The sequence below is a fragment of the Pediococcus damnosus genome (assembly GCF_001611155.1).
Lineage (GTDB): Bacteria > Bacillota > Bacilli > Lactobacillales > Lactobacillaceae > Pediococcus > Pediococcus damnosus.
Window position 1 is genome coordinate 623,360 of the sequence record NZ_CP012294.1, and the last position, 26,008, is coordinate 649,367.

Sequence of the window (26,008 nt, forward strand, 5' to 3'; positions counted from 1 at the left end):
ATCAACCCGGTAACGGAGTGATCGACTTTTTGTTTACTTATAAAACTGCCAAATCATGATAACGAAAACAAGCAACTTCATGATCGTTTATCAAACCAACTGCCTGAACAAATGCATATATATTTTTGCGTCCAATAAAAACAAAACCATCTTGTTTCATTTGCCGGACTATGCGTTTTGCTAATAACTCCTGAGCCTTGTTTGAATTGAATAAAATCTCTGGACAACGAATCGGTTTAAAATCCACGAAATGCCAGATATAGTCAGAAAAGGTCATTGGTAATTGTGTGACAACGTCCGCATTATGAAAAATAGCCTGAATCTTCCGTGCATTACGAATCACCGTTGGATCTTTAATCACTTGTTGAATTTCATCTGGTGAGTAGCTACTTAATCTCAGCGGATCGAATTCAGAAAAGGCTATTCTCAAGGCCTGCCTGCGTTGTAACACAGTTAACCAGTTTAGACCAGCTTGAAAGATTTCTAAGGCAAAGCATTCAAACAACCGATTTGATTCTAATATTGGAACCCCCCATTCCAAATCATGATATTGCATAAGTCGATCATTTTTAGTACTCCATGAGCAACGATTCATATTCTATCTCCTTCCCGAGTATGAATAAGATTCGCTGTTTTACCACAATTCAATTAAATTATTTAAAACTTCATATTGCATGAGTTCTTGTCGTGTTTGCGTCTTGAGAACATGCTGCAGCCTTCCCAAATGATTAGTAATGATTCCATCAACTCGAAGGGCCAGCATTCTTTTCATCGGTGAAGTCCCATCTGTTGGCCAAACAAAAACCTGTTTGTGTTTAGCCCAAGCCTGCTGCATGAATTGCCGATTAAGCGTATGAAACTCTAAGGAATAGAAATTAGCAGAATTATTAGGAATTTTGGCAATATTAAACGGCGTGATAATCCCTGTTTGTAATTTTGGATTTTTCTTTTTTAGCTGCCTCATAAACGTAGCATTAAGCGAGTGCACTTTGTCACCATGCTTTTGCAAGCTCGCACCGTAACGCTTATTAAACAGTTTTACTAAATTGGAAGAATCACCCTTACTAGGCTTAATCTCAACAATTAAACGTTGATGCAATTGATGAGCCGTCTTAAGATATTCAGAAAAGCTACTAATTTTGGCATGATAGCCATTCTCGTGCAATGTAATGTGGGTTAACTGATTTAAGGTAAGATTGCTTAGCATCACATTTTTACCGGCTAAATGGGCCAAATTTGAATCATGCATGACCACAAATTGGTTATCTTTTGTTTCACGCACATCCATCTCAATATAATCAGGATGAAGGCGATGTGTTTTCCTCAAAGCCATGGTAGTATTTTGAACTCCGTTTCCATCACTAACTCCCCGATGGGAAATTGTGAGCACTTTTAACGGATGATTATCATTCTTCTGAATTGAAAAATATGCATAGGACGGCGTTATTAATAATAAAAGTCCCAACAAAGATAGCCCCGTTTGCTTAATTTGCTTGAGATCCCATTTAGGGTAGGAATGCGAACTTTTTTTAAAAACTGGCACGCTCGTGAGTGGTAGATTCACATCTGTGACCCATTTATTTAATTCAGACAAAAATCCTGTCGAAAATAATAGAAACCAGACTACGTATAATAATTCTGCAAATGAAATTGCAAAAATCATTAAGATAAGGCCTACTTGTTCAGATCGAAGTAACTGATTCCACTTAGCCAATCCTAGCAATACTAGACCACCAAAAACAAATATCGGTATTGAAACCCGCACGACAGTTAATAAAATTTGCCACAGCATTTTTACCGTTCGACCCTTGGTCAACTGCCAGCTAGTTCGAATCCCCTCGGACAAAGAACATTCACGACTAACCATCGCTGGCAAGGCCAAAATCATGCGTAATGCCACCCAACATAATCCTATATACAGGACAACAAAAATGGAACCCATTACCCAGCGATTGGCAAAAACAAAATTTTGGAATCCAATTGTGGTCGGAATGTGTGCCAGAATCACCGTTGAAAATCCAAACCCCCCCAATGGAATTGTGATCACCGCGTAGAAGAAAAAATACGCCACTGTCATTACCCAGTTTTTCTCAAATAATCGTTGGATTAGATGGCGTAGCTGGCCAAAGTTAACCGGTCGTTTTGATTGGAATCCACTAATCATTAATAAAGTTGCTAATAATCCTGAAAAGAATCCCCAAATAATAACAATTGCAAAAACAATTTTCAAAGGAATCAATAAAAAATTCTCTGATAAAAAAAGTGCATGTTCAATTAAAATACTAGTGACTACACCAACTAGACCAGTCAAAACGGCATAATACAAGTTCTCGTCAGAATTAATCATGTAATTAACTAACTGTTTTAATCGTCGATAATCTTGAAAAAAGAATTGCTTCATTTTACACCTCTCCCCACTATTATAATCTTACCACCAGCGGTACACGAACTGAATAACTATCTGAAAAATCGGCAAAATAAAAAGCCGCCAAAAATGGCAGCCTTCCGATTATTCAGCATCAAGCGGCGTAAAATCGTAATGAATTTTAGAACGACGTTTAAATTCTGCAAACGCTAAATCAATCAATTGATCAATCAGTTTTTCATAACTAATTCCTGAAACTTCCCATAACTGAGGATATAAACTAATATTTGTAAAACCAGGCAAAGTATTAATTTCACTCAAATAAGGTACTTGATCATGATCCACTAAGAAGTCGATGCGGGCCAACCCACAACAGCCAAGCACTCGAAACGCATCTAGTGCCATTTGTTGAACTTCTTTAGCAAGTTCGGGGGTAATGCTGGCTGGCAATTCAAATTGAACACCACTAGCATCCACAAACTTGTTGTTATAATCGTAGAATGTATCTGATTTAGGAACCACAATTCGTCCCACTTTAGAAGCTTTAGGTGCCTCGTTTCCTAAGATTGAGACTTCAACTTCTTCTGGTTGTTCAATAGATTGCTCTACTAGAACCTTAAAATCATAACGAAAAGCGTCATCCAGACCAGCTTCAAATTCTTGGGCGTTTGTCGCCTTATGAATTCCTACTGAAGATCCCTGATTAGCTGGCTTTAAAAACATCAATTCGCCAAGTAAATCACGACAAATTTCATAAGAATATTCAGTGCGGTTCTCAGGTGTAACAACAACATACTTAGTATTTCGAATGCCATTATGAGTCAAAATTTGTTTTGTAACATCTTTATCAAAAGAAATTGCCGAAGCTAAAATACCACTACCTACATAAGGTTTTTGAAGTAGCCGTAATAGCCCCTGAATCGTGCCATCTTCCCCTAAATTACCATGGATAATTGGAAAATAAACGTCAATATCTCTCTGCTCGCCCATGTTTAAAATTGGCGATAATGGATTACCTTCATCAATCGTTTGAACAGCCTCTTTAACGACTTGCTCTTCTGGTTCGCCATCAAAAATTCTTCTTGATGAAGCATCACTTAATAAATAACCATCTTTGGTAAACATGAACAAACTGATTTCATAACGATCTTTATCCATTGCATCATAAATATTATGTGCAGACCGCTTTGAAACATCATGTTCAGATGAATTACCTCCAAATAGTAGTCCTACATGAATTTTTTTGTCCGTACTCATAAAATCTCATCCTAACGTATAGATTTTGTATTGAATCTAAATTGTACCACGGTTTTCTAGAGAAAAAAACTTTAACATCCAAATTACTTGGCGTTAAAATCACCAGTTATCACCAGTTTACCAATCATTTTATTACTCTCCACTAATTCATGTGCTCTTCGTAAATTTTGGGCATTAATGGTGTTCAACGTTAAGGTTAACGTTGACTGTAATTCTTTTTGATCCAAAAGATCTGCAACCTGACTCAAGATTTCACCTTGTGAAGCCATATCTTCGGTTTGATAAATACTCTTTGTAAACATAAACTCCCAGGCAAACGTGATACTTTTAGCTTTTAACAGCCCGCCCATTGGTAACGGTTTTTCATTTTCCACGATCGAAGTAATGTAGCCCTCAGGAGCAATCAATTTAGCTAACTTTGGTAAATACGCATCAGTTGATTGAAAGATTACTCCAAATTTAATGTTTTGAATTTTTTGTTCTTTTAATTGCGCTTCAAGTGAATGATGGTAATCGAGAACAACATCTGCCCCCATCTTTTTTACCCATTCCACAGTTTCTGGCCGTGAAGCGGTTGTAATTACCGTTAAACCGGCCCACTTTGCCAACTGAATCGCAATCGATCCTACCCCACCAGCACCATTAATAATTAAAATCTTTTGACCCGTATTAGCATCTTTTTTTGCCACCAATGGCATTCGTTCAAATAGTGATTCCCAGGCCGTTAAACTAGTCAAAGGCATTGCTGCAGCTTCTTCAATACTAATTTTTTTTGGTGCTTGGGCAACCAGCCGTGAGTCTACCAACTGATAGGCCTGATCACTTCCTGGTCGTTGATTGGTCCCAGCATAAAACACAGAATCACCAACTGAAAACCCTTTGACCAGGTCGCCAACTTCTTCTACTATGCCACAAGCATCAAACCCAAGAATAGTTGGGATCTCCGTTTCTGGGTGACTCTGCCGAGTTTTAGTATCAACCGGATTCACCGAAACAGCCTTAACTTTTATCAATAAATCGTAACCGGCTGCTGTCTGGCGAGCCACTTTTAAATCAATCAAACTACTTGCATCTTCAATTGGTAATCCTTTATAAAAACCAATTGCTTGTACCTGTTCATTCATCTTTTCTTTACTCCTTAAAATCGAAAATCGTCTTCTTCATTCAAATAAGTAGTTATTTCTTTTGGCATTTCTGGATTTAAAACCATCGCTTGTAGTAACCGTTGCCGATTGTATAAGCTTGTCCACATCTGTTCATTTTCTTGAGCTTGAATTGAGACAAGTTCATGCCGCCAATTTTTTAAAGCTAACAAGAGAAAATCACTATATAATTTATTTTGTTTTGTTAAATCAGCCATATACCCGGCCAAACGTTCTGGTTCTCCAAAAATTAAAGGTGTTGCGAGTCGTTTATAACGCGTAATCAACACAGCCAGTAATAACAATTTATCAGCACGTACTAAACTCTTATCAAAAGCTAATTCGTCTAAAACATTTCCAATATGCGTATACGCATGCGCCCAACCTTTTTCACCGGCATACCCCCGAGTATCCGTCTCCAACGCAATATAGGTTAGCATTTGATCGACTAACGTATTTTTACTCTCGTCATCAATGAAATTAGACTCCGCCCGATCAACATAAAGTAAAGTTGACAAAAACATCACACTGAATGACCGCTGAAAAACAGCATCATTTTGGGGCTCAGTAATATGTGGAAATAGGCTTTCGTCTTGAATTAAATGTTTAAAAATTAGCTTAAGCTGGTCTTTAGATGTAATTTGTTGCTGGATGATATCACTGAATAAAAAATAAACCCCTTTATCACGGATAAATAAATTGGTTGATCCAATATGTTGAAATAGTTGGGTTAAATCTGCATCACTAATTTCGTCTAGTTTATGCGCACTTAATTGCTCTCTAAGATTCTCAATCAAGTCTTTAATCCCATCTTGATCATCTGGCAAAACAACCTTAGTTGGTGCAGTAGGTTTAATTGCCTTAATCACATTATCCACTTCAGGAATTAGCGACTGATAAATCTCACCATTTTGTAGTTTTGCACGTAACTGCTGAAGTTGCGTACGGACTGATTCAACTTCTTTCATAACACTATTCTCCTCGTAAGTAATAATTTATTTTAACACGCCGCAAGTTCAAAGCCCTAATAAAGCTACCTTATGATTATTGTGAATTCCTTTGATAATGTTAAAATAGATAAAAAGAGGAGGAGCCTACCATATGTCAAACCATCGTATACGGCACCAATTAAAAAATGAAGTTAAACAAACTTTTAAGGGGCATTGGGGTCAAGCATCTCTAACCGCCCTTATCCCAATAATTATTCAAGCAGTTGCCGGATTTATTATTTCCATGGTAATCCTAATGTCAATTTACTTAATCAGTACCCATCCTGATATTTTCCACCCGAGTTATTGGTCCAATTTAACATTTGGTGATTCAACCAGTTCAGAATTTTATAAAGAAGTAACCAGCTCAAATAACCACAGTGAAGTCTGGAATTTCGTTCGTGGTGCACTGATGACTTTTATTGGTGTAGGTATTAATTATACTTTTCTCGATTGGTTACGAAATCCAGAGCTGAAATTTTCACCGGTTAAAGGTGCATTCCAGGTCTTCACCAAACGTTACTTTATTCCAGCATTAGCGATTTTTGTTTTACAATTTATCTTTCAATTCCTCTGGACTTTACTATTTATCATTCCAGGAATTATTAAATACTTTTCATACTCACAATCCTATTTAATTTACAAAGATCAGTTGGCTTCTGGGAATGCTGATCGCATTGAATACGTTGATTGTATTACCATGAGTCGTAAATTGATGATGGGCCATAAATTTGAATTTTTCACCTTGAAATTAAGTATGATTGGTTGGTATCTCTTGTGCTTAGTCAGTTTTGGAATTGGATTTATCTGGTATATTCCATATTCTCAAGGTGTTTATACTGCCTTTTACAAACATTTGGTAGAAGCTTCATAAAAATCCAAAAAAATAGCGTAGTTTTAAATGTTGAACAAAGACATTTAGAACTACGCTATTTTTTTGGATTTTTATTGATTTTTTAGCACCATTCGTTGTTGAAGCCAATAGGTAATGTCGGTCCCAACGATAATTCCAACGGCCATCACACCAATTGGATGAAACGGATTCCATCCACCAGTCTCATCAGTATAACCAACCATAAACTTGATAAAACCTTCAAAGCCTTCTAAGTTCATCCCCATATGAAATTGAGATAGGAATCGCAGTAAGACAATCAACGCAATTGGAATCGCAATCCATAAAATTCTCCGGGTCCGTTTTTTCATTAAAGCGGAAAAACTCCCAAAAAATGATCCTGCGACTCCCACTAACCAAAGTAACAACCACTCATAAAGAATCTGGGTAAAAATATTTCCGACACTTGTGGATCCCAGAAACTTTCCAAATGCATCATCATAAAATGTCGTAAATTCATTTCCAACGTTTGGCTGAACAATTAAATAAAAATAGCAATAATTGATTACACTCATCAATAAGCTGTTAACTCCAGTAACAATAAGGGTTGCTTGCCAAACAGTTCGTCGCGAAATTCCATTTTGAATGTAAAACTTAAATGGTTCATACACGCGGTGACCAATTACAAATAAAAACAGCATCGAAATAAATGGCAAAATATCATTTTGTAACAAGTTTTGAAATGAAACTCCATGCAAACTTCCTGTAAATAACAACGCAAAAATTACAGGGAGGACGAACACAGCAGCAAATGTCAAAACGTATGTATATCCCATCAACTTCAAATCACGTTTAAATAAGTTTCGCATAACTAATTTTGTTTTCATTTGGCCTGCCCCTCCTCACTAGTTAAGTGGATAAATAGTTTTTGCAAATCCATTCGTGAAATTTGAACTGTGTCCGGAATTTCTCTAGTGTCGTTCAATTTTCCAAACACATAGTTGCCCTTCAAGTTTCCCAAAGATTCAGAACCAATCACATTCAAGCCTTCTGTATAACTATCCACAGTTTCACCAGGTCCCGTAATTACATAGGCTTGAGCCAACATATGATCCACGTCGTCGTCCACCAAAATTTTCCCGTCTTCAATAACAAACACGTGCTCAATCATGTTAGCAACTTCTTCAATCATATGGGTCGAAATTACAAAGGTTCGCGGATGCTGACTGTAACTATCTAATAATTCTTTATAAAATAGCTCACGATGGTTGGCATCCAATCCCAAAATTGGCTCATCTAAAAACACGAAATCAACGGGTAAGCTTAATGCAATAATCAACTTAAAAATAGTTCGATAACCAGTTGATAATTGGCCAAATTTCAACTTAGGATTTAGCTCAAAGGCGTCACATAGGTGTTTTGCGTACGCATCATCAAATCCGCCATACATTAAACGAGAAGCCTGAAACAAATCTTGTAAACGCGCGCGTTTTTGATATAAATTAACTTCGCTCATCAAATACATTTTTCCAAGCAACTTATCATTTTCATGAACGGCCTCACCATCCATTGTTACTGAACCACCATTAGGAAATATCCGATCTGTCAGAATATTCAATAAGGTACTTTTCCCAGCCCCATTTCTACCCAACAATCCATAAATCCGGTTTGGCTCTAGCTCTAAGTTGATCTCTTTTAAAATTTGTTTGTGCCCAAATTGTTTTGAAACATCATCAACTTTAATCTTCATTTGACTGAAACCCCCTCTTAATCAGTTGAACAAGTTCAACCTCGGTTAACTTTAGATTCTTAGCTTCTAACACAATCTTTTTGACGTAATCTTCAAAAAAGGCGGCCTTCCTTTTTTCCAAGATCAAATTATAAGCCCCTTTGCAAACAAACATCCCCAGCCCACGTCGTTTTTCAACAAGTTTTTCGTTCACTAGTATGTTTATTCCTTTAAGAACTGTAGCTGGATTTATATGAAACTCTCGTGACATTTCAGTCGTCGAAGGGACCTGGGTTTCTTCTTTAAATGCCCCTGTAAAAATTCCCTCTTCAATTTGATTGGCTACTTGTAAATAAATTGGTTCTTGTCCACTAAAATCAAATTGCATCTTATTCACCACCTCAAAACTGCATTCTGACAGTTGGTACCACTAATTTTTCATAAATTAATACTGTTATTAAGTAATATATCAAATATAAACAGATAAAAATCGTAAATGGTGTGGCCAAATTGGTATACGGATTCCCCATCAATGGTACAAACATCTTAAGACCAAATAACACATGAACGACGCCTAAAACTCCTGGTAAGAAAAACAAGACCCCAATTTCTCGTCGAATCGATTTTCGAATGAGCTTTTGGCGTGTGCCTAACCGATTCAACATCTGATAACGCCGCTTATCTAACTGAGCCCCAGATAAGATTTTAAACATAAGGCAGCTTGCCAACATGGTTAAAAAAGCCATTCCAAGAAAAAATCCGACAAATTCAAGCCCACCAAACACAATATTTGCGGATTGATAAATCGGATAAGCACCGCCTAGTGAGTCGATTGTCACCTGTGGATTTTTTATTTCACTAACCTGATTTTTAGCAATCCGATTCAAGATCTTGGCGCTTTTTGCAAGACCAGTTGTTTTTATCAAAACTAATTTACTGGGTTTCGCTTGAATCGTTTGAAATTCTTTTTGTGAAACAAATTTAATTTGTCTTAACTCATAATAGTTAGTTTGCAAACTCAACAATTGTTCCTGACCACGACCGCTATGTTTCAATTGGTTCAAAGTTAGCCTATGATTAGAAACCTTTTCTTTGTTTACTTTTGCCATCTCAAAAGGCTGTTTTTGAAAATCATCTGTTACAAAATAAATCGTTGTTCCTTTAATCTTTTGCCGATACGTTTGCTTTTCTTGCAAATCAAGCTGGTGAACCAGCCTTGTTGCTTGGGGTGTTTGTTTGTACACAGCCAAGTCATAGGCAGTATTACTTTTTGCCATTACTGGAATAATCCGATGATAGCCCATTCCAACCGTGATTGCCCCTAACGCTAAAGCAAATAAAATACTGACAACCGATAACATTTTTGTATAATCACGAATTCTAAAATTAAGTTGACCCAATGTAAATCCGTTAAGACCTTTAAACGCTAAATTTGTGGTTTTAAGACCATAAATTAATAATTGAAAAAGGGCATTAAATAAAAAATAAGTTCCTAATACGATTGTTACTAACGCAATGGGAATGGCCATGAGTTGTAAAATTTCAATCTTGGCCATGGCCCAATAACCGACCGCTAAAAGACCAATTCCGATTACCCCTTCAATATATCGCCACACTGTTACCTTCATTGGCTTATCGGCCTCAGAATTTCCCTTTAATAATCTTAAAACGGGTCGATGAAGGATTTTATGCTGGTTAATGATAGATGCCACCAAAAATAGAATTACAAAAAATAAAATGGTACTTAAACAAGCTGTATTATTCAAAGCTGTAAATTTTGTGATTTGCACACCGAGTTGCGTCATGAGTAATTGGGATAGTCCTTGTGTCAAACCGATTCCCACCAATACACCAACACCAGTTGAAACTAATCCAATCAGTAAGGTCTCCGTAAAAATTAATAACCCTAATCGTGATTTTTTACCACCCAACATCATGAACAGCCCATAGTCATGTTCACGCATCGTCATTAAAAATGAATTAGCATAAACAATATAAACTAAGGTAATTATCCCAAGCAGTACCGAGCCAAATTGAAATACAATTACTGCCAGTTTAAACGAAATATTTGCTTGGATTAAAGCCTTATTCGTGGCAATTGCCTCAAACATATAAAAAATTGCAGCTGAAATTATTAAACCAAAAAACAAAACCAGATAGTCTCGCCAGCGATCCCGGACATTTACAAACGCTAATTTAAATAACATCGACATCCTCCCCTTGATCATTGAAGGTGCCCAACTTATTCAAAATCGTTTGGTAAAACTCGCTCCGCTTTTGATCACCAGCTTCCAACTGTTCACCAATTTTTCCATCTTTAATGAACAAAATTCGTTCACAGTAACTAGCTGAAAAAGGATCATGAGTCACCATTAAGACTGAGACTTGTTCTTCATCGTTTACTTGCTTTAATGTTTCCAACAGTTCACGAGCATTTCTTGAATCTAACGCACCTGTAGGTTCATCCGCAAACAAAATCTGTGGTCGTGAGATAAGTCCCCGTGCTGCCGCCACGCGTTGTTTCTGCCCACCTGAAATTTCAACCGGATATTTATCCAAGAGTTGATTAATTCCCAGTTGCCCGGCAACTTGATGAACGAGCTCATTTGTTTTTCGTTTCTTGGCACCCTGTAGTGTTAAAGGCAAGCCAATATTTTCTGCATTGGTTAAACTTTCCAGAAAATTAAAATCTTGAAAAATGAATCCAATCTGCTTCGCACGAAAATCAGAAACTTGATTGCCATCTAACTTCGTAATATCTTGATTGCCAACCAAAACTCGTCCTTCCGTTGGCTTATCCATCGTTGCCAAAATATTAAGCAACGTTGTTTTCCCGGAACCTGAGGCCCCCATAATCCCCACAAATTCTCCTTGACGTACTTTAAAATTGACGTCCTTTAAGGCTGTATATTGCTTTTCAGTCTTTTTTCCATATACCTTAGTTACATGTTGAACATCAATCACCGTATTCTGATTCATTTAGTTTCTCCCCCGTTGGTTAATTGCTTACGTAACTAACTATATATGAGGCCTACTTAACTGTCAAGCAAAAAAACAACTTTTAAGCTCAAAACGGATCCTGTTAGGATTTGTTTCGAGTTTAAAAGTTGTTTTATTTATAATTTATAAAATTTAATCTAATTTTGCAACACTATCGTGAATCATTTGTGCTGAGTGAGCAAACTTAGCCTGTTCTGCTGTATCTAAAGGTAAGGTCACCGTTGATTCAATTCCATTCTTACCTACAATGGCCGGAATGCCTACATACGTATCGTATAAGCTACTGTAACCAGATACAGGACAAACAATCCGTGCATCAGATAAAACAGCTTGACCGAGACTTACGGCACAAGTAGCAATAGCATCCGATGTAAAGCCTTTTCCAGAAGCAACTTCCCAAGCACCCTGTTTTGCAGCATCAGCTAAAGCGTCAAAATCAAAGTCTTTTGCTTCAGGTAACTCCTTAATTGCTTTGCCCTGGACCCGCACACTGGACCATGCAACAAATTGAGTATTGCCATGTTCACCTAAGACATAGCCTTCAACACTACGTGAATTAATGTTTAACTTCTCACCAACTACTCGCTGCATTCGAGCTGTATCGAGGAAAGTCCCGGTTCCAAATACGCGCTGTTTTGAGAAACCAGTTAATTTCTGCAAGTAGCTTGTAACTGCATCACATGGATTCATAATATCGATGATAATTCCGTGAAATCCTGAAGCTACAATCTTGGGAGCAATTTCTTTTACAACTGCTGAGGTAAGTTTGAATTCGTCAAATCGGTTACCACCATTTGTGGATATCGACACATCCCCCGCTGAAATATACAATACTTCAACATCTTTTAGGTCCTCGTAATCTTGAATTGATACCTGTGTGGTTGTTGATAACCTTGCCTGAGCATCTTGTAAATCTACCTGCTCAGCACGAGCTCTTTTTCGATCCTTGTCAATTAAGACCAATGAATCAGCAATCCCTTTTGTAACTAACGTATAAGCAACTGTCCGCCCAACGTTTCCTACACCAATGATTCCAAACTTTCGCATGTTAAACACCCTTTTCCTTTTAATAAGTTAATCGTACCATTTTACAGATTTTGGTCAATATGTAAAAGAAACCCACAAAATGGTTTGCGAGTTTCTTTGATTCTTTTCCAAATTTTCAATAACCAACTTATTTAGCTGGTAAAACGGCGCCCTTGTATTCTTTCTTAATCCAATCTTGGGTACTCTTAGATTGTAAAGCTTTAACTAACTTCTTAATAGCCTTATTGTTCTTTTCGTTTGGACGAATGGCAACAATATTTTTGTAAGGTGATGATGACTTTTCAATTGCAACTGACTGTTTAACAGGATCCAAGCCACCTTGAACAGCGTAGTTTGCATTAATTACAACAGCATCTCCTTGGTTATTTTTGTACAATTGAGGCATCAACTTTGGTTCGTAACTATGTTTGAACTGTAGATGCTTTGGATTGGATGCAATGTCATCAAAGTTTGCACTTGTAATGTCCACACCCTTTTTAATGGTAATTAATCCGGCATCTTTAAAGATGGTCAAGACACGCCCATAATCAGGCGTATTGCTACTTACAAGTACGGTTGCATTTTTAGGTAAATCCTTCAAATTCTTGTACTTTTTAGAGAAGACTGCGATCGGTTCCAAATGAACAGCGCCAGCATCAATTAGATTGCCTTTGTTCTTAGCATTCCATTGTTTTAAGAAGGGAATGTGCTGGAAGTAGTTGGCATCAATATCGCCACCTGCTAAAGCTTTGTTAGGAAGCACGTAGTCTTGGAACACTTTAATCTTTAAATTAACGCCTTCCTTTTTCAACTCCGGTTGCACATGTTTCAAAATCTGTGCATGGGGAACTGCAGAAGCTCCAACGGTAATGGTGGTTGTCTTTGAACTTGTACTTGAGTCTGATTTCTTACCACAAGAAACCAATAAGAATGCAGTTGCGACGACTGCTAATAAACCAAAAACCTTACTTTTTTTCATATCCAAACTCCTCCTGAAAATTAATGTCTATTTTGTTAACACAAAATCTTATTTACGGTACGGATGACCATCCTCTCTACATCGCTAAAGCGACTACTCGGACTGGCTCCTCCTGAAAATTAATGTCTATTTTGTTAACACAAAATCTTATTTACGGTACGGATGACCATCCTCTCTACATCGCTAAAGCGACTACTCGGACTGGCCCCTCATGAAAATTAATGTCTATTTTGTAAATTCTAAAACTTACTTACACCATTTGAATCTTCATTCTAAACAACTCGTTTATCAACTTTCTTAGTTGCAAAGTCTCCAACAAACTGGAATGCAAAAACAATTAAAACAATAATGACTGTGGAAACAAGTGTAACGGTATTGTTACTACTTTCAAAACCTTCTTGATAGGCCAAATTTCCTAGCCCTCCAGCACCAATCGCACCAGCCATTGCTGTATAGCCGATTAACGAAATCGCTGTTACTGTAATTCCTGAAATCAAAGCAGGTAAACTTTCCGGTAGCAATACTTTTGTAATGATTTGCCATTGACTTGCTCCCATTGCTTCAGAGGCTTCCAGAACACCACGATCAATTTCGTGAAACGCAAGTTCAACCATCCGACCGTAAAACGGGGCCGCAGAAATAATCAATGATGGTAACGCAGCAACCGGTCCGATAATCGTTCCAACAACTTGTTTTGTGAATGGCAATAACAAAACGATTAAGATAATGAAAGGAATTGATCGGAACACATTAACAAAAAGTGCCACTATCCAGTTAATTGCTCGAACAACAAAACTCTTACTCCCACTTGTTTCAAATAGTAGTAATCCAATAAAGTAACCTAAAATTGCAACAGCCACGATGGAAACTACCGTCATCCAGATGGTTTCCCAAGTGGCACTTCTCATTTGACCCCAATCTACATTTTTAAAATCAAAATAACTTGTACTACCGTCCATTTTCAATCACCTCGGTTTCAACCCGCATCGTCTTTAAGTAATCTAATGCGCCATCAATGTCCGTTGAATCACCTATCAATTGTAAAAATAGTGAACCAATTGCGCCTTCTTGCGTTTGATGGATATTTCCTTCAATAATGCTAATGCGTAGTTTAGGAAACTTATGAATAATTTCTGAGACAATCGGTAAATTAGCTTGATTCCCATGGAAAGTCAACTGAATAATTTTTCCATTCGGATACTCTTTAAGCAGTTGTTCCACAACAACATGTGTATCTTCCGGAGAAGGCGCTGCTTCCGAATAAACGAATCGTTTGGTAATTGCCTGCTGGGGATGCTTAAACACCTCCATAACCTGACCTGACTCAATGATCCCACCACCATCTAGAACAGCCACATGGTCACAAATTTTACGAATCACATGCATTTCATGGGTGATCAACACAATCGTGATTCCCAATCGCTTATTAATGTCTCGCAGCAGATCCAAAACTTCATCAGTTGTTTGCGGATCTAAAGCGCTGGTTGCTTCATCAGAAAGGAGAATTTCTGGATCATTTGCCAAGGCCCTCGCCACACCAACTCGTTGCTTTTGTCCACCAGACAACTCAGAAGGATAAGCATCTTCCTTACCTTCCAACCCGACTAACTTAATTAACTCGTTAGCCTTCTTATGGCGTTCACTCTTTGAAACCTTTGCAATCTCTAAGGGAAATTCAATATTTTTTTGAACTGTTCGTGACCAAAGTAAGTTAAAATGCTGGAAGATCATTCCAATTTTATGCCGTTTCTTACGTAAGGCACCTCTGTTTAAACTTGAAATTTCTGTCCCATTTACTGTAACCGAACCGGTCGTCGGAGTTTCTAAGCCATTGAGCATCCGGATTAAAGTCGTTTTGCCAGCGCCAGAATAACCCACGATCCCAAAAATTTCACCATCTTCAATTTTCATATTCACATCTTTAATTGCTGGAACGGTTCCCTTATCTGTGGTGAAGGTTTTAGAAACATCTTTAAACTCTATCAAATAATCAACCTCCTCTTTCTTTTAGCAAACAAAAAAGTCTTTCATCCCGCTGAAATAAATCAACAAGGACGAAAGACTTATCTTCCGTGATACCACCCAAATTTACTAACTTCTCTCAAAGCTAGCCTTAACGAGTCAAACAACTCTGACGCTATAATGGGCGCACCCAGTATTCACTCACAAACCGCTCGTAAATACCAATTCAATCAAGACCATCTTCCATTGAACTTGCTGTTCCTTCTCACCCTTGGGAACTCTCTTAAAGTAGTCTTCAACTTACTCATCTTGCTTTAATGTTTTGCTGTTAAATGAAGTATACTCACTCATTTTTAATCTGTCAACTGCTAATTTTAATTTTTAAATCAAAAATCCGTTCTCTGTAATCTGCTGTAGGAATTATGATGAAATCTCATCGACATGATCAACCCAATTCCAATCATATTTCCAATCAAGGCCGACCCCCCTTGACTGACGAATGGAAGCGGAATCCCAGTCAATGGTATCAATCCAATGTTCATGCCAATGTTTTCAAAAACATGGAATAAAATCATCATAATTGTGCCGGCAGCGATGTAAGCATAAAATGCATTTTTTGTATCAAAAGTTACTCGAATCATTTGATATATTAAAAGCATATATAACAAGATCAAAATGACACTACCGATAAACCCAAAATTTTCACCAATAACTGAAAAAATCATATCTGATTCTCTAACTGGTACGTAAACATTTGACACATTAAACCCTTTACCAAAAATCTGGCCAGAGCCAATCGCCTTAATGCTTTGCCACAGCTGGTATCCAGCATTTGTCGTATCCGTTGCAGGATGTAACCAAGTATCAATTCGATCAAACTGATAACTCTCGAATCCGACGTGCGATAAAATGCTTCGTCCCCAATCACTCACAACTAACATTAATGTACTGCTAGCCAGGATGGTGGCCGTTACAAATGCTGGTACTAAGATACGCCAAGTGATTCCGGACACGATAACTAATCCTGCAAAAATTGCAATGAACACCAACATTGTTCCAAAATCATGCTGTAAAATCAGCAAGATTGGAATTGGCAAAGTCCATAAAACCATTTGCCCAATTAGATGCCAATCCGAACGAACCGTATGGTGTTTATGTTTCGCATTAAAGTCCGTAATTATCTTTGACATCATAAGAATATACGCCGGCTTCATAACTTCAGAAGGCTGAAATGTAAAGGGACCGATTGCAAACCAACTTTTAGCTCCGGTACTTGCCGCGTACGATCTACTGTAAAACAGTAAAACCGCCACAAGGAGAAAAATACCGAACCAATACGCGTATGGTGCCAGTCGCCACAGTTGCCTTGAATCAAATTGCATAATAATCACAACTAGTGCGACACCCAAAGCATACCAGACTAGTTGCGACAGCACCTGACTTTTGACACTCACACCACTAGTATCATGAGTAGCTGCCACGTAAATAGAAGCCAAACCAATCAGAGCCAACATTAAAACGGAAAAAATAATACCATAATCAATTCGGGAATCGCCTTCCCGTCTTCTAACTCGTGAATCGTTATCCAAAACAAAGATCCTTCCTTAGCCAAACTTCAGTTTATTGATGCAAATTATATTCTTGTAACACCCATTCAACCGCATCGTCTAGTGATTTAGCAACAAAATCTCCCCCACCAATAAGATGAGTGGCAAATTCATTGTCTTTAGGTGTGATTTCACCAACTAAATTTTTAGCTATAAAAAGTTGTTGAATCGTTTGACCCCCAACTTCTTTTTCTTCTAATTGTACTTTAACGCTCTGTTCTTTTTTTGACATATTTTCCTCCACAATGACTAATTCAATATTTTTTTATCTGGATGCGGATTACGTTTTAAAGTAAAATAATCCGGAACTGGATCATAACCGCCCTTCACAAAGGGATTACATCGTAAAATGCGTGCTGTCCCCATCAAACTACCTTTTAAGGCACCTCGTTTTTGAATGGCCACAATCATGTAATTGGAACATGTTGGATAGTACCTACAACTTGGTGGTAAAAGTGGCGAAATTAATTTTTGGTACAATCTTACCAATATTAAAAAAACGCGTTTCACTTTGACCATCTCCTTTCAATCTACTCAACACAACTGCTAATTATAGCATATTCCAAACACCACTCAAAACCTTAATATTGGAGCCTAAATCCAAAAGTAACGGCCAATTAGCATGCAATTTTTGCATTCCTAATTGACCGTTGATTTAATATTTTAAATAAAAACTTAATTTTTAACCGTTACTGTCGTGTTTGCATCCGAAACCCGTTTAATCTGCGCACCCAAAGCACTTAATTTACCATGGAAATTGTAATAACCCCGATCTAAATACTTCAAATTCGTAACTTGTGTGTATCCTTTTGCCACTAGTCCTGCAATTACTAATGCGGCTCCCGCACGTAAATCAGTTGCAGCAACCTCTGCACCACTGAAATCCGTTGGCCCATGCATAATCACAGAAGATCCTTCAATTTTATATTGCGCATTCATCCGCCGAAGTTCTTCCAAATGCATGAATCGATTTTCAAAAACAGTTTCTGTTAACGTACTTGTACCCTGTGCTAATAGCTGAAGTACAGAGATCTGTGGCTGCATATCCGTTGGAAAACCCGGATGAGGAAGCGTCTTAATTGAAACTGGTTTCAGTTTTTCTGGGCCAATAACCCGAACACCATCGTCTTCATCAATTACCGTCACGCCCATCTCACGCATTTTGGAAATCAAAGGCTTATTGTGTTCAGAAATCGCATCCTGAACTAGAACATCACCTTTAGTTGCAGCCGCTGCCACCATAAAAGTACCAGCTTCAATTCGATCTTGCACAACCGCATGAGTGGTTCCATGAAGCTCTTGGACTCCCTCAATTCGAATTGATTCGGTACCTGCTCCGATAACATGAGCACCCATTTTATTTAAAACCATTGCCAAGTCCACAATTTCTGGCTCACAAGCAGCATTTTCGAGCGTCGTTGTCCCTTCCGCCAAAGTAGCTGCCATCATAATGTTTTGTGTTGCTCCGACACTTGGAAAATCTAAATAGATGTTAGTTCCGACTAATCTATCTGCACTAGCTTCTATGTATCCATCTTTTTGAGTAATATGCGCACCCAAAGCAGTTAGCCCTTTTAAATGAAGATCAATCGGTCGAGTTCCGATGGCACAACCACCAGGCATCGCTACCTTTGCATGTCCTGTTCTTGCAAGTAATGGCCCCATTACAACAATGGAAGCACGCATTTTAGAAACATATTCAAATGGTGCTTCTGTAGAAATCTGCTTAGTCGCATCCATTTTAATTTCATGTTGATTTTCTGAAAATTCCACGTCAATATTTAAAAAACGTAAAACATTGTTCATTGTGTAAACATCTGAAAGAATCGGTACGTTGCTTAACTCTAATTGGCCCTTGCTTGCTAAAATACTGGCCGCTAAAATTGGCAGGACCGCATTTTTTGCACCTTCAATTTTGACAGTACCTCTGAGTTGATTGCCGCCCTTAACAATAATCTTATCCACGACCGAAACCTCCACTATTTTAATAAGTAACCTAAATTTCTAATATTGTTAATTAACTCCAAGAAAAATGAACTGCTTAAATACCCTAATCCAATCGATAATAAGACAATCAGGACTTTATACTGATTTGGAGTTGAATAGTGCAAAAACCTCTCCAAATGAACTCCTTGAATTGCCCAAAAGGAAATAAGGGTAAAGAAAAAATAACAGATCAATGTTAGTAACGATTGAATACCAAATAAATTCATAATAGCCTCTTAAACTTACGATTTATTACAATAGTATCATATCCATACTAAAATTTCGCGTGAGAACCTCATTTTTTTAGATAATAAAAAAAGAGTTATACAACACGTATGGTTGTATAACTCTTTTGCTAATTTTAATGTTTTGAAACGTTAATTCGGTTAACTGCTCGACGCAAAGAAATCTGCGCACGACGCAATTGTGAATTATCATGAGCATCTTGAGCTTTTCGAATAGTTTTTTGAGCCCGTTGACGCGCACTTTCTGCACGAGCAACATCAATATCAGACTCATTTTCAGCAGTATCAGCTACAATAGTTGCAGTATTGTCAGAGAACTCGACAAAACCACCATTAACAGCAACTGCATCTTCTTTAGTAGTGTTTTCATGTTGAATCCGCACTTCATCAATTGCTAGCGACGCAATAATGGGAACATGGTTAGGCATGATTCCAAGCTGACCATCTTTAGTTTTGACAACCAGCATAGTGGAAGTCCCTTCATAAACTTGACCATCAGGAGTCACGATACTAACGGTTAATTTTGGTTTATCAGCCAATTAGAACTCCCCCTTATTTACTAGTGGCACTAGTTAATTGCTTAGCCTTCTCAACGACTTCATCAATATTACCAACACCATTAAAGGCATCTTCAGGTAAATCATCATATTTACCTTCAAGAATTCCCTTGAAGCCCTTTACTGTTTCTTCAACCGGAACATAAGATCCAGGTTTACCAGTAAACTGTTCAGCAACAGAGAAATTCTGTGACAAGAAGAACTGAATTCTACGAGCACGTCCAACGATTGTCTTCTCTTCATCAGACAATTCATCCATTCCTAAAATAGAAATGATATCTTGCAACTCACGGTAACGTTGCAAAACATGCTGAACATCAGTAGCTACTTTATAATGTTCCTCACCAACAACGGCAGGATCCAAAGCACTCGAAGTTGAAGCCAAAGGATCAACAGCAGGATAAATTCCTTGTTGAGTTAAGCTTCGTTCCAAGTTAGTTGTTGCATCCAAATGCGCGAATGTTGTTGCAGGAGCAGGATCAGTATAATCATCAGCAGGAACATACACAGCCTGAATAGAGGTAATTGACCCCTTCTTCGTTGATGTAATCCGTTCCTGAAGTTGACCCATTTCAGTAGCCAAAGTTGGTTGATAACCAACGGCTGATGGAATTCGGCCAAGTAATGCGGATACTTCAGAACCAGCTTGTGTAAATCGGAAAATGTTATCGATAAACAATAACACGTCTTGACCCTCAACATCACGGAAGTATTCCGCAATTGTTAAACCGGTTAAAGCAACCCGCATACGAGCACCAGGCGGCTCATTCATCTGACCATACACCATGGCGGTCTTTTCAAGAACACCCGATGCCTTCATTTCAAAGTACAAATCATTTCCTTCACGAGTTCGTTCACCAACACCCGTAAATACAGAAATACCATTGTGTTCCTGTGCAATATTATGAATTAATTCTTGAATTAGAACGGTTTTCCCAACACCGGCACCACCGAATAATCCGACTTTACCACCACGAATGTAAGGAGCCAGTAAATCAATAACTTTGATTCCTGTTTCCAAAATCTCCATGCTGGGATTTAGTTCGTCATACTTTGGTGGATCTCGATGAATAGGGTTCCGTTTTGCTTCTGGTCCAAATTCTTCACCATTATCAATTGTATCTCCAAGGACGTTGAAAACCCGACCTAATGTTTTATCACCAACAGGAACTGTAATTGAAGAACCAGTGTCCTCAACTTCTGCCCCTCGTTGTAAACCATCAGTACCATCCATAGCGATTGTTCGAACAACGCCATCACCAAGTTCAAGCGCAACTTCGGCAACTAAGATACTACCATCAAGTTTTTTGATGTTTAAAGCATTATTAATATCAGGTAAATTACCATCCAGAGGAAATTCAACGTCAATAACAGGTCCGATAACCTGAACAACTTTACCAGTACTCATTATTAGTTAATTCCTCCAATCTAAATTTATTCTAACGCAGCTTGACCACCGGTAATTTCAGTAATTTCGGTGGTAATCGCACTTTGTCTTGCACGATTATATTGCAATTGTAGTGACGATATCAAATCTTTAGCGTTATCAGAAGCAGTTTGCATAGCGGTTGAGCTTGACGCATGCTCAGCAGTTTTGCCATCAAGAATGGCACCATAAACTAGACTTTCAGCATATTGAGGCAAAATATCCTGCAATAAAACAGCCTCTGAAGGTTCTGTTTCATATTCCGGCATTATTTCTTTTTTGCCCTCTTCAGCCTTTTTGTCCTGACTCTTAACTAAAGCATCACTAATTGGCAACATCTTAATTGAATGAAATCTATTTGTCATGCGATTTACAAAATGATTATAACAAACATAAAGTTCATCAAACACCTGGTTCGAATACATCGAAGTAACAGTTTTGACGATCTCACGAACTTCATTAAAAGTTGGAACATCACTCACGCCTCGATATTCATAAGCAACGTTCATATCACGTCCCTTATAAAAATCGGCGCCAGTTCCACCAACAGCTAAGATCACACTATCCTCAGTAGAATGCCCAGTAGATTTAATAAAATCTTCAGTTTGTTTAAGAACTGAACTATTATAACTACCAACCAATCCACGATCAGATGTAATTACTAGGAAACCAACTTTTTTTACTGGTCGCTGTATTAACAAATCATCTGCTGAAATATTATCTTCTGAATCAGAATTTTTTGGTTCTCCAGTGGATGAATTAGCTTTAATTAAATGTGATTTAGCAAGATGGGCAACGATACTCTCAACTTTTTCTGCATAAACTTGATATCCAGAAGTATGTTTTTGTATCTGAGACAACTTTGCGGTTGAAACCATTTGCATCGCAGTGGTAATTTGTCTGGTCTTCTTAGTGGAGTCAATTCGTCTGAGAACATCTTGTTCTGAAACTGCCATTTTTTCTCACCACTTTCTGTCAATTAAAAGCATTTGTTTTACTTAGCAGCACTTTTGTCTGCTTCTTTTGTAGGTTGAAATTGATCTGCAAATTCTTGAATTGCAGCATCAAACTTATCAGTATCTGGTAAGTCCCCAGTTTTACGGATAACATCCAACAAATCGTTATGTGAACCATCGATATAATCAAATAGTTCATCTTGGAAACGTAAAACATCATCAACAGCAACTTTATCCAAGAAGCCATGTGTCAATGCATACAAAATTAATACTTGATGCTCAACCGCAAGTGGTTTGTGTAATGGTTGTTTCAAAACTTCTACAGTCCGACTACCACGTGCTAATTTAGCTTTTGTGGCATCATCCAAATCAGAACCAAATTGAGAAAATGATTCCAACTCACGATAAGAAGCAAGATCCAAACGTAAAGTACCAGCAACACGTTTCATAGCCTTAATCTGTGCATCTCCACCAACTCGAGATACAGAAGATCCAGCATCAATCGCTGGACGAGTTCCTGAATAGAATAAATCACTATCCAAGAAGATCTGTCCATCAGTGATAGAAATTACGTTGGTTGGAATATAAGCTGAAATATCTCCGGCTTTTGTTTCAACGAATGGCAAGGCTGTCATTGAACCAGCGCCAAGTTTATCGCTTAATTTAGCTGCTCGTTCTAGTAAACGAGAATGCGTATAGAAAATGTCACCAGGATAAGCTTCACGACCCGGCGGACGTCTCAAAATCAAGGAAAGCTCACGATAAGCATCCGCTTGTTTTGAAAGATCATCATACACAATCAAAACATGCTTGCCATTGAACATGAACTCCTCACCCATTGCTGCTCCGGCATAAGGCGCCAAATACAACATTGGAGCCGGTTCTGATGGTCCAGCACTTAAAACAATTGTGTAATCCATAGCGCCAAACTTTTCAAGGGCCTCAACTTGAGTACGTACAGTTGATTCCTTCTGGCCAATCGCTACGTAAATACAAATAATGTTTTGGTCTTTTTGATTCAAAATCGTATCAATAGCCAAAGATGTTTTACCAGTCTTACGGTCACCGATAATTAATTCACGTTGGCCACGGCCAATCGGAACTAAGGCATCGATGGCTTTGATTCCGGTTTGCAAAGGTTCGCTAACTGACTGACGCTCCATAACTCCTGGAGCTTTGTGTTCTACAGGTCGTGTATGATCTGTTTTAATCTCACCCTTGCCGTCGATTGGTTGTCCAAGTGTGTTCACAACTCGTCCGATCAAAGCATCGCCGACTGGAACTTCCATGATTCGTCCCGTTCTCTTAACTGTATCTCCTTCACGGATATCATCGTAGTTACCAAGGATAACAATTCCGACATCATTTGATTCAAGGTTCTGAACCATTCCGTAGACACCATTAGAAAACTCTAAAAGTTCACCAGCAAGTGCATTATCTAAGCCATGAGCACGGGCAATACCATCACCAACATATGTAACGGTACCTGTTTCTTCAACATTAAGCTCGTCTTGATAGCCTTCTAACTGTTGTTTAATTAGAGCACTGATTTCCTCAGATTTAATGCTCATAAAAGTTTCACCTCTTTACAAAATCTTATTTAATTAAGTAACATTTTTTTAATCTTAGCCATTTTAGTACTGATACTGCCATCATAAACTAAACCATTCGACTTCAGCACAGCCCCGCCAATAATACTTGGATCAATCTTACTATTTACAATTACTTTTTTGGCGCCAACATTTTTAGCAAATTGATCTGCTAACCGCTGTTTTTGATCTGAATCAATTTCAACCGCAGTAGATAAATCCGCATAAACAGTCTTATTATGCTCGTCATAAAGCTTGTTAAATTGCTCAATAATGTCACTAAAATTGCTTATGCGACCGTAATCATAAAGCATTTGAACCAAATTCTTGACGTAAGTTGATGCATCTTTCTTCAAATCATTAACGATAGCGGTTTTTTGTTCATTGCTTAAACGAACATCAACCAATACCTGGTCTAAATCCGGAACATCAATAAAAATTTGTTTGATTTGTTGCAAGTCATCATGAATTAAATCAAGTTGATTTTTTTCAACGGCTAAATCAAACAGGGCTTTTGAATAGCGTTTAGCAATCGTCATCTTATCTAGACTCATTTTGCTTCCCCAACCCTTCAATATAAGAATCAATCAACTGCTTTTGATCCTGTGCATTTAATTCTTTTTGAATGATCTTAGAAGCAATTTCAATAGATAAACTAGCCACATCATCTTGAGCACCCTTAAGTGCATCCTTACGCTCCTGTTCAATACTTGTTTGAGCATTTTGCTTGAGGGTTTGCACTTCTTCTTGAGCACTTGTGACAATTTGGTCACGCTGTTTATTCCCATTATCCTTCGCGTTACTTACAATCGTGGAGGCTTCAGCATGAGAATTTTTCAACGCTACTTCTCGTTGTTCAGCTAATTTTGCTGCATCTTCACGTGATTTCTTTGCAGAATCAATATCATTAGCGATCCGATCTGCACGTTCTTTCATCATCTTTGTAACTGGTCCCCATGCGAAAATTTTAATTAACCACATAAGAATGATAAAGACAATTGCATAAAACAACATATCACCAAGATACAGTGTATTTGAAGTACCCAACACTAACTGTGAGAGCATCTATTGACACCTCCTTCTACCTATTAATTATGTTCTTGCGTTCCATTAGACTACTTGTTCATTACTAACAATGCCACAACGAAAGCAATAATAGGCATAGCTTCAACAAGACCAACACCGATAAACATGGTAGTTCTTAATTGTCCAGATAATTCTGGTTGGCGTGCCATTCCTTCAAGTGTCTTTGAAATAACAATGGCATCACCGATACCACCACCGATAGCGGCTCCAAACATAATAATTCCTGCTGCAATAGCTCCCATAATTTTAAATCCTCCTAAAATATTAGTTATTCCTCAATTTGTACCTGCTGAGAAATATAAACCGACGTTAATGTGACAAACACGTATGCTTGAATACTGCCTAAAAATACTGAGAAGCCTTGCCAAATTAATGAAATTGGCACGGTTGCAATAGTCATTAGTGGTCCACCAGAGAACGCCATGCCCCCGATAATTTTCAATAACATTTCTCCTGAAAAGATAACTCCATAAATACGTAAACCTAACGTAAGGAAATCAATTAATTCAGTAAAAATACTAATCGGCAACCAGAACACAAACGGAGTTAAGTACGTATTTTTAAAATACCGCTTAAATCCAAGCTTCTCAACTCCAGAGAAATGTGCAAACATTATCGTCATCAATGACAACGTCAACGTTATGACAGGATCTGAAGTTGGGCTTCGTACATAAGTTACACCATTCCAACCAATTTGTAAGAACATTCCTAATTGGTTAGAGACGAAAATAAACAGGAACAAAGTAAATGCATACAAACCAAATTTTGGCGCATCACCATTTGTAACCGATCCGCGCACAATGTTATTCGTGAAATCTATCATCCACTCCAAAACATTTTGCTTTCCAGTAGGCTTCAATTGTATTTTTCTCGAAAGAACAAAAACTACGACAAAAACAATAGTTGCCGCCAATAACCCAGAAATAATGTTGGTTGTATTAAAAGTTAATCCCAAAAATTGGAAAGTAGAAACTGACTCTCCATTCACAGAAGATCACCTCTTTTCATGGCCTTAATGAATTATTGAGAATTCCCAGGTAAGCTGCCTTAAAACATCAACAATTATATATAAACAGACAGTAACGTCTATTCGAAATACAAATGAAATAATACCACCAATTCAAAAAAAATACAAAAAAATGAGCAATTACTTTACTTTAAAAAAACCTACCTCATCCCCTGACAAATCAGCAATCTTGTTAAAGCGCTTTCCATTTTAATGCAGAACCATACCAATTCTCATTTGTTTCAAATAAAGCAAATATGGGACAGAAA

The 26,008-nt window shown here is 37.8% G+C and carries 28 protein-coding genes; 1 reads left to right on the forward strand and 27 read right to left on the reverse strand.

The features are described 5' to 3' along the window. Window positions 1–37: 37 nt before the first annotated feature. The 5 genes from ADU73_RS02985 to ADU73_RS03005 form a co-directional block, all read right to left on the reverse strand. Complete coding sequence (locus ADU73_RS02985; RefSeq protein ID WP_056986087.1) at window positions 38–595, reverse strand: DNA-3-methyladenine glycosylase I; 558 nt, start codon at window positions 593–595, stop codon at window positions 38–40. Between the two features lie 39 nt (window positions 596–634). Beyond that, the gene (locus ADU73_RS02990) at window positions 635–2,401 is read right to left on the reverse strand and encodes a glycerophosphodiester phosphodiesterase (protein ID WP_052694495.1); all 1,767 of its coding nucleotides are present in this window, start codon (window positions 2,399–2,401) and stop codon (window positions 635–637) included. A gap of 108 nt (window positions 2,402–2,509) precedes the next feature. After that, window positions 2,510–3,622 (reverse strand): D-alanine--D-alanine ligase family protein, encoded by a 1,113-nt coding sequence (locus ADU73_RS02995; RefSeq protein WP_046871384.1) that lies wholly within the window; start codon window positions 3,620–3,622, stop codon window positions 2,510–2,512. An 83-nt stretch (window positions 3,623–3,705) separates the two neighbouring features. Next, entirely contained in the window at window positions 3,706–4,746 is a 1,041-nt protein-coding gene (locus ADU73_RS03000) for a zinc-binding alcohol dehydrogenase family protein (protein WP_046871385.1), read from the reverse strand. A gap of 14 nt (window positions 4,747–4,760) precedes the next feature. Continuing rightward, the gene (locus ADU73_RS03005; RefSeq protein ID WP_062913166.1) at window positions 4,761–5,732 is read right to left on the reverse strand and encodes a DUF2785 domain-containing protein; all 972 of its coding nucleotides are present in this window, start codon (window positions 5,730–5,732) and stop codon (window positions 4,761–4,763) included. Window positions 5,733–5,865: 133 nt separating this feature from the next. Here ADU73_RS03005 and ADU73_RS03010 point away from each other — a divergent pair, with 133 nt between their 5' ends. Next, entirely contained in the window at window positions 5,866–6,627 is a 762-nt protein-coding gene (locus ADU73_RS03010; RefSeq protein WP_062913167.1) for a DUF975 family protein, read from the forward strand. Window positions 6,628–6,698: 71 nt separating this feature from the next. Here ADU73_RS03010 and ADU73_RS03015 read toward each other — a convergent pair whose 3' ends face one another. The 22 genes from ADU73_RS03015 to atpB form a co-directional block, all read right to left on the reverse strand. Continuing rightward, window positions 6,699–7,472, reverse strand: a complete 774-nt coding sequence (locus ADU73_RS03015) for a hypothetical protein (protein ID WP_046871388.1) — start codon at window positions 7,470–7,472, stop codon at window positions 6,699–6,701. Beyond that, on the reverse strand, window positions 7,469–8,335 hold the full coding sequence (locus ADU73_RS03020) for an ATP-binding cassette domain-containing protein (RefSeq protein ID WP_046871389.1): 867 nt from the start codon (window positions 8,333–8,335) through the stop codon (window positions 7,469–7,471). Before ADU73_RS03020 ends, ADU73_RS03015 begins: the two co-directional genes overlap by 4 nt. Beyond that, the gene (locus tag ADU73_RS03025) at window positions 8,325–8,702 is read right to left on the reverse strand and encodes a GntR family transcriptional regulator (RefSeq protein ID WP_046871390.1); all 378 of its coding nucleotides are present in this window, start codon (window positions 8,700–8,702) and stop codon (window positions 8,325–8,327) included. The genes ADU73_RS03020 and ADU73_RS03025 overlap by 11 nt, the downstream gene beginning before the upstream one ends. A gap of 13 nt (window positions 8,703–8,715) precedes the next feature. Next, window positions 8,716–10,521 (reverse strand): FtsX-like permease family protein, encoded by a 1,806-nt coding sequence (locus ADU73_RS03030; protein ID WP_046871391.1) that lies wholly within the window; start codon window positions 10,519–10,521, stop codon window positions 8,716–8,718. Continuing rightward, entirely contained in the window at window positions 10,511–11,293 is a 783-nt protein-coding gene (locus ADU73_RS03035) for an ABC transporter ATP-binding protein (protein WP_062913168.1), read from the reverse strand. The genes ADU73_RS03030 and ADU73_RS03035 overlap by 11 nt, the downstream gene beginning before the upstream one ends. A gap of 153 nt (window positions 11,294–11,446) precedes the next feature. After that, complete coding sequence (locus tag ADU73_RS03040) at window positions 11,447–12,361, reverse strand: L-lactate dehydrogenase (protein ID WP_046871393.1); 915 nt, start codon at window positions 12,359–12,361, stop codon at window positions 11,447–11,449. 127 nt (window positions 12,362–12,488) lie between these two features. After that, entirely contained in the window at window positions 12,489–13,319 is an 831-nt protein-coding gene (locus ADU73_RS03045) for a MetQ/NlpA family ABC transporter substrate-binding protein (RefSeq protein WP_046871394.1), read from the reverse strand. Window positions 13,320–13,591: 272 nt separating this feature from the next. Then, window positions 13,592–14,278: a methionine ABC transporter permease gene (locus ADU73_RS03050; RefSeq protein WP_046871395.1), complete on the reverse strand. Its 687-nt coding sequence runs from the start codon at window positions 14,276–14,278 to the stop codon at window positions 13,592–13,594. After that, window positions 14,268–15,305, reverse strand: coding sequence for a methionine ABC transporter ATP-binding protein (locus ADU73_RS03055; protein ID WP_046871396.1), 1,038 nt, complete (start codon window positions 15,303–15,305; stop codon window positions 14,268–14,270). The genes ADU73_RS03050 and ADU73_RS03055 overlap by 11 nt, the downstream gene beginning before the upstream one ends. 362 nt (window positions 15,306–15,667) lie before the next feature. Beyond that, window positions 15,668–16,870 (reverse strand): FtsW/RodA/SpoVE family cell cycle protein, encoded by a 1,203-nt coding sequence (locus tag ADU73_RS03060; protein ID WP_062913169.1) that lies wholly within the window; start codon window positions 16,868–16,870, stop codon window positions 15,668–15,670. 31 nt (window positions 16,871–16,901) lie between these two features. Next, complete coding sequence (locus ADU73_RS03065; protein ID WP_046871398.1) at window positions 16,902–17,120, reverse strand: DUF2969 domain-containing protein; 219 nt, start codon at window positions 17,118–17,120, stop codon at window positions 16,902–16,904. Window positions 17,121–17,137: 17 nt separating this feature from the next. Then, window positions 17,138–17,398, reverse strand: coding sequence for a membrane protein insertion efficiency factor YidD (yidD, locus tag ADU73_RS03070; protein ID WP_046871399.1), 261 nt, complete (start codon window positions 17,396–17,398; stop codon window positions 17,138–17,140). A gap of 165 nt (window positions 17,399–17,563) precedes the next feature. Next, window positions 17,564–18,853, reverse strand: coding sequence for a UDP-N-acetylglucosamine 1-carboxyvinyltransferase (gene murA, locus ADU73_RS03075; protein ID WP_046871400.1), 1,290 nt, complete (start codon window positions 18,851–18,853; stop codon window positions 17,564–17,566). A 14-nt stretch (window positions 18,854–18,867) separates the two neighbouring features. Beyond that, window positions 18,868–19,101: a DUF1146 family protein gene (locus tag ADU73_RS03080; protein WP_046871401.1), complete on the reverse strand. Its 234-nt coding sequence runs from the start codon at window positions 19,099–19,101 to the stop codon at window positions 18,868–18,870. A gap of 134 nt (window positions 19,102–19,235) precedes the next feature. After that, a complete protein-coding gene (locus ADU73_RS03085; RefSeq protein ID WP_062913170.1) occupies window positions 19,236–19,658 on the reverse strand; it encodes a F0F1 ATP synthase subunit epsilon in 423 nt (140 codons plus the stop codon). Between the two features lie 13 nt (window positions 19,659–19,671). Then, window positions 19,672–21,084: a F0F1 ATP synthase subunit beta gene (gene atpD, locus ADU73_RS03090; protein WP_046872494.1), complete on the reverse strand. Its 1,413-nt coding sequence runs from the start codon at window positions 21,082–21,084 to the stop codon at window positions 19,672–19,674. 26 nt (window positions 21,085–21,110) lie between these two features. Further along, window positions 21,111–22,058 (reverse strand): F0F1 ATP synthase subunit gamma, encoded by a 948-nt coding sequence (locus tag ADU73_RS03095; RefSeq protein ID WP_046872493.1) that lies wholly within the window; start codon window positions 22,056–22,058, stop codon window positions 21,111–21,113. 38 nt (window positions 22,059–22,096) lie between these two features. Then, window positions 22,097–23,629, reverse strand: a complete 1,533-nt coding sequence (gene atpA, locus ADU73_RS03100) for a F0F1 ATP synthase subunit alpha (RefSeq protein ID WP_046872492.1) — start codon at window positions 23,627–23,629, stop codon at window positions 22,097–22,099. 29 nt (window positions 23,630–23,658) lie between these two features. Further along, entirely contained in the window at window positions 23,659–24,201 is a 543-nt protein-coding gene (gene atpH, locus ADU73_RS03105; protein ID WP_046872491.1) for an ATP synthase F1 subunit delta, read from the reverse strand. Beyond that, window positions 24,188–24,712, reverse strand: coding sequence for a F0F1 ATP synthase subunit B (gene atpF / locus ADU73_RS03110; RefSeq protein WP_062913171.1), 525 nt, complete (start codon window positions 24,710–24,712; stop codon window positions 24,188–24,190). The genes atpH and atpF overlap by 14 nt, the downstream gene beginning before the upstream one ends. 50 nt (window positions 24,713–24,762) lie before the next feature. Next, entirely contained in the window at window positions 24,763–24,975 is a 213-nt protein-coding gene (gene atpE, locus ADU73_RS03115) for a F0F1 ATP synthase subunit C (RefSeq protein ID WP_046872489.1), read from the reverse strand. 26 nt (window positions 24,976–25,001) lie between these two features. Further along, window positions 25,002–25,721, reverse strand: a complete 720-nt coding sequence (gene atpB, locus ADU73_RS03120; protein ID WP_046872488.1) for a F0F1 ATP synthase subunit A — start codon at window positions 25,719–25,721, stop codon at window positions 25,002–25,004. Window positions 25,722–26,008 lie beyond the last annotated feature (287 nt).